The sequence below is a fragment of the Exiguobacterium sp. Leaf187 genome (assembly GCF_001423925.1).
Taxonomy (GTDB): Bacteria; Bacillota; Bacilli; order Exiguobacteriales; family Exiguobacteriaceae; genus Exiguobacterium_A; species Exiguobacterium_A indicum.
On sequence record NZ_LMPR01000009.1, the window covers coordinates 1,871,852 to 1,885,709 of the forward strand.

Below are 13,858 nucleotides of genomic sequence, written 5' to 3' on the forward strand. Positions count from 1 at the left end.
AGGATGATTGTCGATGTCGAATATGTCCGCTGTCGGTTTCCACCGACACTTACCACTAACGGAACAAGAGAGTCTGATTGATTTAGAACTGCCACGCCCGGAAGCAACCGGACACGATTTATTGGTTGAGATCAAAGCCGTATCGGTTAACCCGGTCGATACGAAAGTCCGTGCTCACGGGAAAGACGAAGACGCCCCGAAGGTCATCGGTTACGATGCAGCCGGAGTCGTCGTTGAAGTCGGCGATGATGCCTCCCTCTTCCAAGTCGGTGATGAAGTCTATTACGCCGGTGCGATTCAGCGCCCCGGGTCAAACAGTGACTTCCAACTCGTCGATGAACGGATCGTCGCCAAAAAGCCGGAACGGTTGACGTTCAGTGAAGCCGCTGCTCTCCCGTTGACGACGCTGACAGCTTACGAAGCATTGACCGATCGTCTCGGATTGACGTTTGATGCTAAGTCGAATCTCGAGAAGACGATTCTCATCATCGGAGCCGCTGGTGGTGTCGGTTCAATCGCGACACAACTCGCAAATCACGCTGGACTAACTGTCATCGGAACGGCGTCACGCGACGAGACGATTGAGTGGGCGAAGGAACACGGTGCACATCATACGATCAATCACCACGAGGCATTCCGTCCTCAGCTGGAAGCCCTCGGCTACAAATACGTCGACTATATCTTCTGTCTCAATGCGACGGACCAACATTTTGAGACGATGGTCGATGTAATTGCACCGCAAGGGAAAATCTGTAGCATCGTCGAGACAGATCAAAAACTCGATTTAAGTGCGCTCCAACAAAAGAGTGCGACGTTCGTTTGGGAGTTCATGTTCACGCGTCCGCTGTTCGAGACAGAGGACATGATCCGCCAACATGAGATTCTGACGCAAGTCGCAGCATGGATCGAAGAGCATACACTCGAGACGACGGTCACACAGACGCTAATCGGCATGAATGCCGACAACCTAAAAGAAGCACATCGTCTTGTCGAAAGCGGAAAAACGATTGGGAAGATTGTCGTCGAACATCATTAATGGGCATCGGAGCAGGATGGGAGTAAGATCCCGTTCTGCTTTTTTGTCGTTCTTTGTTTTCTTTGTGAACCTGAATCTCTTACTTTGAAGATAATTTAAGCATTATGACTATATTTATTCGTCTAAAAAATGTACGATTACGGTAACAAATATTCCAATGTAATACATCTAATCGACGCTTGATACACATAGACAAAGGAGCATCCATAATCCATATGCGAAAATGGTTCAATCAAAAGATCAGCCGACAGATCATGTCGTCGTTTTATCTCATTCTTATCACACTATCGATCTCTTCCCTGGCTGCTTATTTTTACACGAACCACCAAGTCACGGATGCGAAACAGGAGCTCGATGCGATCAGCTTACGTGAAGATCGAGCGACGAAACTTTGGGACGATTGGCAGTCCCTTCAATACGAGATGCGGGGCTATATCGTCTTCGGTGACGATGCCGTGCTCGACGTGATTGATGAAAAAAAAGCCTCACTTGAACAACAGACCGCTTGGTTTGAGAAAAATCGTCTCTACAAAGCGGATCAAATCTATGCGTCTGATATCCGGTCGCTCTATAACTCGTATACGAACTTCGTCATGCCAAGCTTGATTAAATATGTTCAAGCGAAGCAGTCAGGCACGATCGACGAACGTTTCTTGCAGATGCCGAGTCTGAAGGCGATGATGCCAGAAGTGCCACGGGACCCGAACCGGAAATTCAAGATGAATGCCTCGAATAGTGAGACGATGCGTAAAAGCGTCAACACGATGGAGAGCACGTTCACGAACTACCGGAGTAGTCTCCGTGCGAAAGAACTTGGTGCAAAAGAACAACTCGTCACCCAGACGAAGTATGCTGAGTGGATTTGGCTCGTCAATTTGCTCGTCCTATTCCTTGTTATCTTGCTGATCGTCCGCCCGTTCATCGAACGGACGACGCGACAGATCCATCTTCTTAGCAAGGAGAGTAAACTTCTTGCAAGCGGTGAGCATACGTTACCGTTGATTCCACTCAACCGTGCTGACGAGATTGGTGAATTGAGTAAATCGTTCCATCAGATGGCGACAGCTTTGATTGAAAACAAACATCAATTGATGTCAACGAACGTCAATCTCGAAGATGCCTTAAAACTGACGCAACGGAACGAGTCCCACTTGCGTCTACGGAATCAATTGACGGAGACACTGGCGTCGCGCGATAGCATCAGCGCTTATCCTTCTGTCATCCAAAAGATGGTTGAGATCACGCAGTCTGATCAAGGCGCACTGATCTTTAAAGAAGGAACAAAAGTCATCGATATCGTCTTTTATCCACAGACACCGCTCACAGTCGAGGATTGGATGCCAACGATTGAGCCGTTATTGCGTGAGTCGCGACAAGATAAACGACCGCATACACAGTTCGAGGACGAAGTCGCACGCGCTGTCACACCGGTTCTTGATCCGAGTCAAAATGAGATCATCGCCTATATCTTCTTGTCCCGCGATCAGGATCGGTTTGATCGTTACGAGCAGGAAGAACTAGCCGCCTTCGCGCGCCAGCTGGCATTGTCACTCTTGCGGATGCGGACGTTCGACGAGATTGAACGTGAGCGGGAAAAAACGGCGCGACTATTGAACTCGATTCGTGAATCGATCGTCTATATCGAACCCGAAGGCGATATTCAATTGATCAACCGACCATTGCTCGATCTGTTTGACCATCCGGTTGATGACAGTATCGATGAGAACGGACTGATGAACATCACTCCGTCTGTCGTCCAACTTAAGCATCGCGTCGACCAACTACCGGAATTCGAACGTTACTTGAAAAAGACGTTCGTTCAGCGTGAAATCGGTGAAGGAATCACATTCTCGATCGATCACGAGCGACGCTTCATCAAGACGTATTCCGAGAGCATTCATTATGGTGGACAGTTCCGCGGGATTCTACTCGTCTTACGTGACGTGACGAACGAAGTCGAGATTGACCGGATCAAAAACGAACTCGTCTCGACGATCTCGCACGAACTGCGGACACCACTCTCGTCGATCTATGGCTTTACTGAGCTGATGATTCAGCGTGACCTGCCACCGAAGCGACAGAAGAAGTATCTCGAAGCGGTCCATTCGGAAACAGAACGTCTTTCGCTGTTGATCAATGACTTCCTCGACCTGCAACGGATGGAAGCAAACCGTCAGGAATATGAGATGGCACCGTTTGATATCGTCGCGATGATTCGGGATTTGAAACAGTTGCATAGCCTGTCGTCGTCTTCCCACGCGATTGAAATATTCCGAAACGTCGAACCGCTGATCGTCGAAGGGGATGCGAAGAAGATTCGCCAATTGTTCAGTAACCTAATCAACAATGCGATCAAATACTCACCAGCTGGTGGAACGATCGATATCCAACTGACGCGACACGCGTCACGTGTCACCGTCGCGATTCAAGATGAGGGTATCGGGATTCCTGCTTCTGCGATGAGTAACTTGTTCCAAAAATTCTATCGTGTCGACAATTCGGACACCCGTCAAATCGGCGGTACTGGTCTTGGGCTCTCAATCTGTCGCGAAATTGCGCGTGGGCATGATGGAGAAATCCATGTCGAGTCGATCGAAGGACAAGGTTCGACGTTCACAGTCGAACTTCCGTTGACGCAAAATACATGATGCATATGAAAAAGCGCCAGAATGCGAATCAGCATTCCGGCGCTTTTTGAATTAGGTAATGTTATGAGTTGAGACGGCTTGCCACTTCAACCGTCCGTTTCGCTTGATGGCGCACGGCTGGTTCGACCGATTCGACCATGTTGCCGTCTTGGTCGACAGTGACCGATGTACCATATGGATTTCCGCCCGCTGCGAACAAGACAGGATCCGAATAACCTGGTGCTGCAACGATTGCACCCCAGTGGAACATCGTCGTATAAACTGCGAGAACAGTCGCTTCCTGACCGCCATGCGGATTCTGTGCCGACGACATCGCACTGACGACTTTATTGACGAGTTTGCCTTGTGCCCACAGTCCGCCTGTCGTGTCGAGGAACTGTTGGAATTGTCCTGGGACATGACCGTAACGTGTCGGGACGCTAAAGATGATCGCATCTGCCCAGTCGAGTAGATCCGGTGTCGCTTCTTCGATATCACGTGTGGCATCCGCATGCTTTTGCCACAATGGGTTCGAAGCAATCGCTTCTGCTGGGGCTGTCTCCTTGATTTTCGCAAGGCGGACTTCTGCTCCTGCCGCTTCTCCCGCTTCTTTTGCCCATGAGGCAAGTTGATGGTTCGTTCCGGTTGCGCTGTAATAGATGACCGCTAGTTTCACGTTTGACATGACTTCGCTCCTTTTTTAAAAGACAGTGACGGACGATGGACGTACACGCTTTCTATTCCCGCTTTCTGCGCAAATTAACGTCAATTGTTTGAATTCAAGAGGAAATATAGACCAATTTTTCGACTACATCATGGAACAAGCGAACATGGCTGTCCACATCTGGCGTTCCACCATCAAACATTTAGGGTAAAGACCGTGTGACGACACACGTAAGGAGTACTGACCATGGCGATTCGCTACACCCTTTATCTGTTACTCGGCATGCTGAAGTTCATGCTGTTTAGTTACTTTACAAAGACCGATCTTTCGCTCCATTTAACACTCATGAACCTGGCCGGGATGCTGATCCTGTCGAGCTGGACGTTACTGATTCCGTGGAATAAACGCCGCTGGGTCTGGCTCGGTCTACTGCTCGCGCACAGTTTTCTACTGGCTTCCGACATGTGGTACTATCGTTACTTCGAGGACTTTCTCTCCGTCTCGCTCCTCTCACAGATGACGCAGATGAGTGACGTCAGTAGCGGCTTCACCGCCTTGATCGTACCGCAAGACTTCCTCTTGTTCGCTGATAGTTTGATCTTTGTACTACTGCTTTTTGTTTTCCACAAACGACCGGAAGTGACGACGAAGCAAACACGACGCCGGACGGCGGGAATCCTTGCAGTCAGTGGTATCGTCTTGTCTGCTTCGCTACTGACGTACCGGACGCTAACGGAAGAGCGTCAACCGACGGCAACGATCTCCGATATGCGTGACTACTACCTGTTTGGCTTTTGGGGTTATCACGGATGGGATGTGTTTAAAGGCGTGACTGGACGACCCGGCGACGGACTGACGGCACAGGAACAACAGCGCATCAATCAAAAGGAACAGACGAATCCAACGGGTCCGAAGCAGACGCCAAATATCATTCTGGTACAGCTTGAGTCGTTCCAGGCTTCAGTCATCGACCAGACCATCAACGGTGAAGAAGTGACGCCGAACCTGAATCAATTGAAGAAGGAATCACTCTACTTCTCGTCGTTCTACCACCAGACGCATGAAGGACGAACTTCGGACGCTGAGTTCATCACGAACACGTCACTTTATCCATTAAAATCAGGCTCTGTCTATACGCGATATCCGACGAATGAATTCGAGCCGCTCCCTGCATTACTTGAGAAAAACGGATACGATACGGCAGCGATGCATGCCTACGAAAAAGGCTTCTGGAATCGTGACGATGTCTACAAGAACATCGGTTTTAAGCACTTCTTCAGCCAAAAGGATTATTCAAAAGAGAAGAAAATCGGCATGGCACTGAACGATCAACAGTTCTTCCTCGAATCGATTGATCACATGGAGACGTTGCAAGAACCGTTCTTCTCGTTTTTAGTCGCGCTGACGAGTCATACACCGTATGAAATTGACAAGGAAGACCAGACGCTTGATCTATCTGGTTATGAGGATCCAATGCTGAAACGGTATTATCAGACCGTCCATTACGTCGATACCGGTGTCGGAAAGATGATCGACGAGTTGAAACAACGCGATCTTTGGGATCAGTCTCTCGTCATCTTTTATGGCGATCACGATAGTGGACTTGTCAATGAAGGAAGCGAGATGCGCAAAAAAGCGGATATCTCGTCCCCGGTTGCTGCCTTTGAACTCGAGCGCCGCATCCCACTCTTCATCAAAAAACCCGACCAGCAAACCGGTCGGGTCATGAAAGAGAATGGCGGACAGATCGATATCGCACCAACAATCATTGATCTATTGAATCTTAAGACGTCCTATATGATGGGACAATCCCTCGTCGATGATCAACCGAATCTGACCGGCTTCCGTGATGGTTCGTTTCGCTACAAGGACTATTACTATGAAGCGGATTTGACGAAAGCATCCGGTGAAGGCACCTGCTATGACGTCTCGACAAAAAAGAAAGTTGAGCTGAAGTTCTGTCGAAATCAAGTCAAGGATGTGAGTACGCAGTTAAAGCTGTCGGATAAGGTTATTGAAGAGAATGGGTTACAGTAATAAACAAAATACTTTTTCATTAAATAAAACATGTAATTAATCTATCTGAAGAGAAGTTCTAATTTCTTGCTCCAACCTTACACTTATTGGCTGCAAAACTCTATATTCGCTTAAAATTTCATTGTATAAATCTCCCGAGTAATTTAGCGCTTCAATAGTGACTGCGACACTATATCGAATTCGATTTTTATCGGTATCTCTTTCTAAGGCATGGAAGGTTAAAAAAGGATTTTTTAAAGAATTTAAATTGAATGTTTTACTTCTTTTAAAAACTGTATCCCATTTTAGATCATCACGACGTTCTGATTCTGTTGAAAATTTTTGCGGCGTCACACTAGCAGGTATAGTACTTGGTACCCATCCATCAGTTAATAATTCTTGTATTTCTTTTGTTTGAGTTACCATATTTCTTTTTAAAGTTCTTTTGCCTTTGTTAAAATTAAATTTTTCTTCATGAGGATGTAACACATCTTCGATAGAAGTAGAAGTATAACCCTCAGCAAATAATGGATTGGGAGGTGTATCTACAACAACTGTCCAAGATAACTTAATCTTTTTTGCATCGCACTCTTTAGGTAACGGAATTTTTAGTTTCGCATAGTTTTTAACCGACATTTCATTATTGTATATTATTGTTACTTTATTTTTAGTGCACAATAATATATCGTCTACATTTTCTATACAAATCCCGTATCCTGTTTCATTGTTTATTTCTTCCATTTCATTTGAGGTCGCATGCGTCAATAAGCTTCTTGCAGTCAAAGTACCGATTTCTCCACTTTTCATCATTAACTCTGCTGCTTTTCTAGCCACTATCGGAGCTGCAAAACTTGTTCCTTGAACATTTTGCATTGCGTACTCTTCAACGCCTAAGACTCGAATCGGTCGTTGTGACGAACCGCCATGTTCACAAAAGTCTGGTTTTACTTTACAGCCCTCACGCCCAAAACCGATAGAACTGTATGGTGCTCTAGAATAATTACCGCTAGCGTCAATTTGATAAGCTCCTACTCCAATACCATTTACCATATCTGATGGTGATTCGATTCTATTGTAAGGAGCTCGCTTTGTTCCGGAATTACCAACAGCTACAACAAAAAGTTTTTGATGATCATAAGCTAACTTATCCAATGCAGTAGTAAACCTACTAATATCATCATCTAAAATACTACCTGTCGGTCCCACTGAAACATTAAAAATATCAATATCATTCAATCTAGGCACGGCTTCTTCAATCAAATCTATAGATTCATACAAATCTATATCTGAAGGGTCAGATGTAGGAAACACCCGAATACTTTCAACGCCTATTATGGGGTTCGGAACATTTGTTCCATCTCCAAAATTACTCAAATCACCATATAAAACCAAGCTAGCTACACTAGTCCCATGAGTGACAAAACTTTCACTAGACAAAGAACTTACTTCGTAATTTTGAGTTGAGAATTCTTGAAAAAAAGGATTATTTAAATTAACCCCACCATCTATTACTCCGACTTTTTTTATAGGAGCTAAACTATTTAAGGGTGGTTGAACTTTATTAATTGTGAGATCTCCAAATGCTGAGTTTAATTCAAATTCTAAAGGGTGAACTGTTCTTAGCGGATTAAAGTCTTTAACTAAATCTATATCCGATTTTGATAAGTTAATGCTTACAAAAATAGGACCGTTTTCATACACTTTATACTTTATATTTTTACGTTCTTCTTGAGAAATATTTAATAACTCGAACAGCTTTTCTAAAACTATTCCTTCTTCCTCATATGGATGCAACACTAATTCAACCCTACCTTGCTCCCACTCTTCTTCAAAACCTAGAGCAATTTCGTCACCGGTAAGTAAATTTATTTTTTCAATTTTCCGAATATCATCAGTAAAACCTTTTGATTTAACGGAATCAAGCAAGTCTAAACCTGTTTCAATCTCATCAGATCGAATTTTTACAAAGTTCAACTTACTTTCATTCCCCTGCTCGTCATACCATTTTCTGGATCCAACATTTCTAAAATTTAATGTGTTAAAAAAAACGTTCGGTGTGTATGATTTAGCCAAAAATTTTTCATTTAATCGAATTGCTATTACTACGTCATCCATTTTTTTCTCTAGTGGAATACTATCAATATTACTTTTCACTTTTACTAACTCATCTTTTACTAATTTTTGAGCTTCTTCATAAGTTCTAGGAAAACTTTTTTCTCCACCTGATGATTTTTTTCTGATAGGCTCAACTAAGTTTTCACCTCTGCCTAAAATAGGTCTCTTTACATCGTCACTCATAATTTATCTCCTCTCGCAAATATCTATTAACTGAAGTTAAAGATACCCCCGTTAGTTCCGATAGTTCTCTCTGAGTAATATTATTACCGTATTCTTTTTTTAATGAAATAACTAATTTTCTCTTCGAAATACTTTCTGAAATAACTTTTGTATCAATGAAGCTTTTTAATACATTTGTTTTAATATCTCCACCAAATACAATTTGTTTCTGCAATGCGTGAGTACTAACCTGTTCAATATCTGCTGGAGTTATATTAACGTAGGTAAAACTTAAAAAATTTAGAAATTTCTTATCAATATTTACTACTCCTCTATCAAGATAATGACTCCATAAATGTAATCTTATCTTTTCATCAGGTTTTTCCACTTCAATTTTCATATTAAATCTTCTCCAAATTGCGTCATCTAATAAATCGGGATGATTAGTGGCTGCTACTAAAATACAATCATATGGCCAAGTTTCCAATTCTTTTAATAAAACATTGACTATTCTTTTAAGTTCTCCTAAATCACTAGAATCAGTTCTTTTCTTAGCGATGGCATCAAATTCATCTATCAATAAAATTGAAGGAGAACGTTTAGCATAATCTAATACTTCTTTAATATTTTTACCTGTTTTACCTAAATAGCTAGAAATTGTTGAAGAAAGATCGAGTGTTAACAATGGCAAATCAAGTTGGAAAGCTAAATATTTTGCGAGATGAGTTTTTCCAACACCTGGTTCTCCATATAGCAATAAACTGTTAGTAGGTTTAATTCCAAATTCCAATAATTTTTTTATCTGTTTTCTATTCTGTAAAAACTCTTCAATCGTTTTCTTATACGTATCTGATAAAAAAATTTCAGATGGTAGAACACTATTATCTTCTAAATTTACTAAATTACTTAGAGATTCTTCATCTTTGGGTAAAGGTTCTTTTCCATAGGCTCTTATTAACGAAGAGCCTGCTCTATAGTTAGATAATATTTCAGAAATTTTCTTTGAAATTTCTGGATTTTCTTTTTTTAAAGAGCGAACTATGCTCAACGTACTCTCTTCAATAATTTCTTTATCATTCTCAAAAGCAGCTTTAATTAAAATCGGTAAGTGTTTTTCTATTTGTTTCATAATTTAAAACTCCATTCTTTAGGAACACATTAAAATCATTGGAAATAAACAGTTTTTTATTATATTTGTTCCTTATTCAAAGAATATTCTATTAAGGAACAAAATTCAACTTTTATTAAAATCTCTTTTAAATAAATTCGTAAAATTTTTGATGAAGTCTAAATAAAAAAAGTCTGCTCCTAATAGACTAGGATACAGACTTTGATAAGAACTAATAATACGTTACTGATTCAAGTTACTTATTAAAATAAATCGTTAAGTTACATCATTCCGCCCATTCCACCCATGCCGCCCATATCAGGCATTGCAGGAGCAGATCCGGCTGGTTCTGGTTTATCGGCGATGACGGCTTCCGTCGTCAAGAACATCGCTGAAACGGACGCTGCGTTTTGAAGTGCTGAACGCGTTACTTTCGCTGGATCGACGATTCCTGTCTCGATCATGTCGACATACTCGTCCGTTGCCGCATTGTAGCCCATTCCTGGCGCTTCATGCTTGAGACGCTCGACGATGACCGAACCTTCTTGACCTGCGTTTTCCGCGATTTGACGAAGCGGTGCTTCAAGTGCGCGAAGCACGATGTTGACACCTGTTGCTTCGTCACCTGTTGAGACCGACAGAATCGATTCGACGGCTTTCGTAACGTGAATGAGAGCTGTTCCCCCACCTGCTACGATACCTTCTTCGACCGCTGCGCGTGTCGCGTTAAGTGCATCTTCAATCCGGAGCTTGCGTTCTTTGAGTTCTGTCTCGGTTGCTGCCCCGACTTTGACGACTGCTACGCCGCCTGCGAGTTTCGCCAGACGCTCTTGTAATTTCTCACGATCGAAGTCACTTGTCGTCTCTTCGATTTGCGCACGGATCGTACCGACACGTGCTTCGATCGAATCCCCGTGTCCGTGACCTTCGACGATTGTCGTGTTGTCTTTTGAGACGACGACTTTCGACGCGCGACCGAGTTGCGTGATTTGTGTTTCTTTCAGATCAAGACCGAGGTCTTCTGTGATCAATTCTGCGCCTGTGACAATTGAAATGTCCTCAAGCATTGCTTTCCGGCGGTCACCAAAGCCTGGTGCTTTGACTGCTACCGCGTTGAACGTACCACGGAGTTTGTTGACGACGAGTGTCGCCAGTGCTTCGCCTTCAACGTCTTCTGCGATAATAAGGAGTGGTTTGTTTTGTTGAACGACTTGCTCGAGGACTGGAAGAATCTCTTGGATGTTCGAGATCTTTTTGTCCGTGACGAGGATGTACGGGTTCTCAAGGACCGCTTCCATCTTATCTGAATCCGTAATCATGTATGGTGACGCGTAACCACGATCGAACTGCATGCCTTCGACGACGTCGAGTTCTGTCGTGAAGCCGCGTGATTCTTCGATCGTGATGACACCATCTTGACCGACACGTTCCATTGCTTCTGCGATCAATTGACCGACTTCTTCGTCCGCTGCTGAGATTGCTGCGACTTGGGCGATTGCTTCTTTACCTTCGATTGGTTTTGCGATCGCGTGCAACTCTTCGACAGCGCGACGGACCGCTTTTTCGATTCCTTTACGGATGACCATCGGGTTTGCGCCCGCTGTAACGTTTTTAAGACCTTCACGAATCATCGCTTGTGCGAGGACTGTCGCTGTTGTCGTACCATCCCCTGCGATCTCATTCGTTTTTGAGGCAACTTCTGCAACGAGTTTTGCACCCATGTTCTCGAAATGATCTTCGAGTTCGATTTCTTTTGCGATCGTCACACCATCATTCGTGATGAGTGGTGAACCGAACTTCCGCTCGAGGACGACGTTGCGTCCTTTTGGTCCGATCGTGACTTTGACTGCATCCGCTAATGCGTCGACCCCGCGGAGCATTGCTCGACGTGCTTCTTCACTGAATAAAATCTCTTTTGCCATGACTGAAATCCCCCTTTAGATGATTGACTGAATTACTCGGCTACTGCCAAAATATCGCTTTCGCGTAAAATTAAGTATTCATTGCCGTCGACTTTGACCTCTGAACCGGCATATTGTGCATAGATGACGTGATCTCCGACACTCACTTCAAGTGGTACACGTACGCCTTGCTCTGTCACACGGCCTGTACCGACAGCGACGACTTTACCCTCTTGTGGTTTTTCTTTCGCTGACCCAGGAAGAACGATTCCTCCGAGTGTTGTTTCTTCTTTTTTAACGACTTCGATCACGATGCGATCACCAAGTGGTTTTAACATGCGAAACATCCTCCTTGAAAATGACTGTTTTTTAGCACTCACTTTAGTTGAGTGCTAACATATTTTTATCTTATACGCTTTCTCTTCTGAATTCAAGCCTGAACCTTTATCCGTTTTCCCGAAATCGACACCTTTGAATCATCGTCAATCGTGCGCCAAGACCGTTTGTTTGTTACAATCGGGACAGTACCTTCATTACAAAGGAGTTGTGTCCTGTACGATGAAAAATCCAATCAGTCTGCCTTTCGTGATGGCGGAGAAGTGGCAAAAGCGTCACGTCATTCCGATCATCATCTATCTGATCGTCCAATTGGTTCCGGGTTCGTTCCAGTATTTCCTTCCGAAAAACGTCATTGCTGACGTCGCCGGTTGGTGGCTTGCGATCGGCTTCACGGTCGCCGTCATCGTCTCCTACTACTGCCTGCGTCCCGATTGGCAGAAGTGGAAGGCAGAGGGACGTCAAACCGATCCGATGGATACGTTGAAATGGATCGGAATCGGGATCGTGCTCCTGTATGCGCTCTTGATCAGCGTCAACTTGATCGATGCCTGGATGGCAGGCGGGATCGAGAATGTCGCGAAATCGCAAAATACGGATCAGATAATCCAAGCGATCCAAGTCATCCCACTCCTGCAAGTCATGGTCGTCCTGCTCGGACCGATCATGGAAGAGTTCTTGTTCCGGCATATCCTGTTCGGCAATCTCTCCTCGAAGCTCGGTTTCTTCTTCAGCTTCATCTTGACAGGTGCTTTGTTCGGTTTGATTCACCAAGACAACAAATTTTTAATCTATGTCGCGATGAGTTTCGTCTTCTCGCTCGTCTTCGTCAAGACGCGCCGGATCATTGCTCCGATCGCCATCCATGTCTTTAACAACGGAATCGTCGTACTCGCCATCTACGCGATGTCTTAATTTACGAAAGGTCGTGTTTTCATGCGTCAAAGCTCGAACTTCATGGCAGTGTTCTATGCCATATTCGGTATTCTCTTCATGTTCCTTGCCTACAACAACTCGGTCGAAGCAGGAACGGTCTTTAACTTCTGGACGATCCTGCTGACGTTGTTCGCTGCGATCGACTTCTACCGTCTCTACTTGATCTTCCGCTTCCGCGCAGCAGCAAAGAAGATGATCAAGAAGGAACAGGACAAAAAGAACGACAAGCAATAAAAAAACGAGATTTCCGTCAGACGGGAATCTCGTTTTTTGGTTTATTCTTTCGCTTGACCCTTGCGGTAGGAATCGATGATCGTCTTCGCCACATCGAGACTCAACCGTTCATCTAAGACCAAGTTCTTGATCATATTGACGAATTCGACATCTTCCTGCTGCACCGAATCAATCCGCTCGATCAACTGGTTCAACTTCGCTCGGACGGTCGGGTAGGATACTTGATAGGCCGTTGCCATATCCTTTAATGAACCAGAGCTCAAGACGAACTTGCGGATGAACTCGAGATGCTCCTGTTCGAGTGCCAGTACCCAAGCGGGTACGTCTTGTCGTTCCATCGTGTTCCCTCACTTCTCTTACAAATCTTGAATCTCCATTCGTTCTTTTTCACGCTTCAGTTGCTTACGGCGCGAGTCGACACCCATCTCAGCCATCGAGATCATCATGGACAACCCAACACACGTACCGATTCGGATCAATGACTCTCGATCCGCTGAGTGTGGTCCTGTTCCGAAATACCAGTAAATTCCGAGACCGATGATGATGGCTGGAATAATGAAACTCCAGACTCTTCCACGCCTTGCTAAGTAAAATTGTACGATACAGACTGTGACAATACCAATGATGATTCCTGCCGTTTGCATCTTATCGCCTCTCCTCTATAATTATATAAATAATATTAACTTTAAAATAAATAATATTCAACTTAATTTTAACTATAAT

The 13,858-nt window shown here is 44.2% G+C and carries 12 protein-coding genes; 5 read left to right on the forward strand and 7 right to left on the reverse strand.

Translation table 11 applies throughout. The annotated features are described in order from the left end of the window. The first annotated feature begins 13 nt into the window (after positions 1-13). Both ASF99_RS13730 and ASF99_RS13735 read left to right on the forward strand, forming a co-directional pair. Complete coding sequence (locus ASF99_RS13730) at positions 14-1,036, forward strand: zinc-binding alcohol dehydrogenase family protein (RefSeq protein WP_055969375.1); 1,023 nt, start codon at positions 14-16, stop codon at positions 1,034-1,036. 215 nt (positions 1,037-1,251) lie between these two features. Continuing rightward, positions 1,252-3,684, forward strand: coding sequence for a HAMP domain-containing sensor histidine kinase (locus tag ASF99_RS13735; protein ID WP_055969378.1), 2,433 nt, complete (start codon positions 1,252-1,254; stop codon positions 3,682-3,684). Between the two features lie 61 nt (positions 3,685-3,745). Here the strand turns inward: ASF99_RS13735 and wrbA are convergent, their stop codons facing one another. Beyond that, a complete protein-coding gene (gene wrbA / locus ASF99_RS13740; RefSeq protein ID WP_023469582.1) occupies positions 3,746-4,348 on the reverse strand; it encodes an NAD(P)H:quinone oxidoreductase in 603 nt (200 codons plus the stop codon). A gap of 225 nt (positions 4,349-4,573) precedes the next feature. Here wrbA and ASF99_RS13745 point away from each other — a divergent pair, with 225 nt between their 5' ends. Beyond that, a complete protein-coding gene (locus ASF99_RS13745) occupies positions 4,574-6,364 on the forward strand; it encodes an LTA synthase family protein (protein WP_055969381.1) in 1,791 nt (596 codons plus the stop codon). 36 nt (positions 6,365-6,400) lie between these two features. On the opposite strand, the gene ASF99_RS13750 is transcribed toward ASF99_RS13745, so the two are convergent. The 4 genes from ASF99_RS13750 to groES form a co-directional block, all read right to left on the reverse strand. Beyond that, on the reverse strand, positions 6,401-8,641 hold the full coding sequence (locus ASF99_RS13750; protein ID WP_055969384.1) for a S8 family peptidase: 2,241 nt from the start codon (positions 8,639-8,641) through the stop codon (positions 6,401-6,403). Continuing rightward, positions 8,634-9,749: an AAA family ATPase gene (locus ASF99_RS13755; RefSeq protein ID WP_055969387.1), complete on the reverse strand. Its 1,116-nt coding sequence runs from the start codon at positions 9,747-9,749 to the stop codon at positions 8,634-8,636. The genes ASF99_RS13750 and ASF99_RS13755 overlap by 8 nt, the downstream gene beginning before the upstream one ends. Before the next feature lie 260 nt (positions 9,750-10,009). After that, on the reverse strand, positions 10,010-11,650 hold the full coding sequence (gene groL / locus ASF99_RS13760; RefSeq protein WP_055969391.1) for a chaperonin GroEL: 1,641 nt from the start codon (positions 11,648-11,650) through the stop codon (positions 10,010-10,012). A gap of 32 nt (positions 11,651-11,682) precedes the next feature. Then, positions 11,683-11,967, reverse strand: a complete 285-nt coding sequence (groES, locus tag ASF99_RS13765) for a co-chaperone GroES (RefSeq protein WP_023469587.1) — start codon at positions 11,965-11,967, stop codon at positions 11,683-11,685. 220 nt (positions 11,968-12,187) lie between these two features. Between groES and ASF99_RS13770 the strand changes: the two genes are divergently transcribed. Both ASF99_RS13770 and ASF99_RS13775 read left to right on the forward strand, forming a co-directional pair. Then, a complete protein-coding gene (locus ASF99_RS13770; RefSeq protein WP_023469588.1) occupies positions 12,188-12,880 on the forward strand; it encodes a CPBP family intramembrane glutamic endopeptidase in 693 nt (230 codons plus the stop codon). A gap of 21 nt (positions 12,881-12,901) precedes the next feature. Continuing rightward, the gene (locus ASF99_RS13775; protein WP_023469589.1) at positions 12,902-13,135 is read left to right on the forward strand and encodes a DUF4305 domain-containing protein; all 234 of its coding nucleotides are present in this window, start codon (positions 12,902-12,904) and stop codon (positions 13,133-13,135) included. 41 nt (positions 13,136-13,176) lie between these two features. On the opposite strand, the gene ASF99_RS13780 is transcribed toward ASF99_RS13775, so the two are convergent. Further along, complete coding sequence (locus ASF99_RS13780; RefSeq protein ID WP_023469590.1) at positions 13,177-13,473, reverse strand: DUF2089 family protein; 297 nt, start codon at positions 13,471-13,473, stop codon at positions 13,177-13,179. Positions 13,474-13,491: 18 nt separating this feature from the next. Beyond that, positions 13,492-13,779, reverse strand: coding sequence for a hypothetical protein (locus ASF99_RS13785; protein WP_055969394.1), 288 nt, complete (start codon positions 13,777-13,779; stop codon positions 13,492-13,494). Between the last annotated feature and the right edge of the window lie 79 nt (positions 13,780-13,858).

What these genes read in the sequence shown, in the direction of transcription:
- ASF99_RS13730 (WP_055969375.1), top strand. Translation starts at nt 14, where the DNA reads ATGTCGAATATGTCCGCTGTCGGTTTCCACCGACACTTACCACTAACG.
- ASF99_RS13735 (WP_055969378.1), top strand. Translation starts at nt 1,252, where the DNA reads ATGCGAAAATGGTTCAATCAAAAGATCAGCCGACAGATCATGTCGTCG.
- wrbA (WP_023469582.1), bottom strand. Translation starts at nt 4,348, where the DNA reads ATGTCAAACGTGAAACTAGCGGTCATCTATTACAGCGCAACCGGAACG.
- ASF99_RS13745 (WP_055969381.1), top strand. Translation starts at nt 4,574, where the DNA reads ATGGCGATTCGCTACACCCTTTATCTGTTACTCGGCATGCTGAAGTTC.
- ASF99_RS13750 (WP_055969384.1), bottom strand. Translation starts at nt 8,641, where the DNA reads ATGAGTGACGATGTAAAGAGACCTATTTTAGGCAGAGGTGAAAACTTA.
- ASF99_RS13755 (WP_055969387.1), bottom strand. Translation starts at nt 9,749, where the DNA reads ATGAAACAAATAGAAAAACACTTACCGATTTTAATTAAAGCTGCTTTT.
- groL (WP_055969391.1), bottom strand. Translation starts at nt 11,650, where the DNA reads ATGGCAAAAGAGATTTTATTCAGTGAAGAAGCACGTCGAGCAATGCTC.
- groES (WP_023469587.1), bottom strand. Translation starts at nt 11,967, where the DNA reads ATGTTAAAACCACTTGGTGATCGCATCGTGATCGAAGTCGTTAAAAAA.
- ASF99_RS13770 (WP_023469588.1), top strand. Translation starts at nt 12,188, where the DNA reads ATGAAAAATCCAATCAGTCTGCCTTTCGTGATGGCGGAGAAGTGGCAA.
- ASF99_RS13775 (WP_023469589.1), top strand. Translation starts at nt 12,902, where the DNA reads ATGCGTCAAAGCTCGAACTTCATGGCAGTGTTCTATGCCATATTCGGT.
- ASF99_RS13780 (WP_023469590.1), bottom strand. Translation starts at nt 13,473, where the DNA reads ATGGAACGACAAGACGTACCCGCTTGGGTACTGGCACTCGAACAGGAG.
- ASF99_RS13785 (WP_055969394.1), bottom strand. Translation starts at nt 13,779, where the DNA reads ATGCAAACGGCAGGAATCATCATTGGTATTGTCACAGTCTGTATCGTA.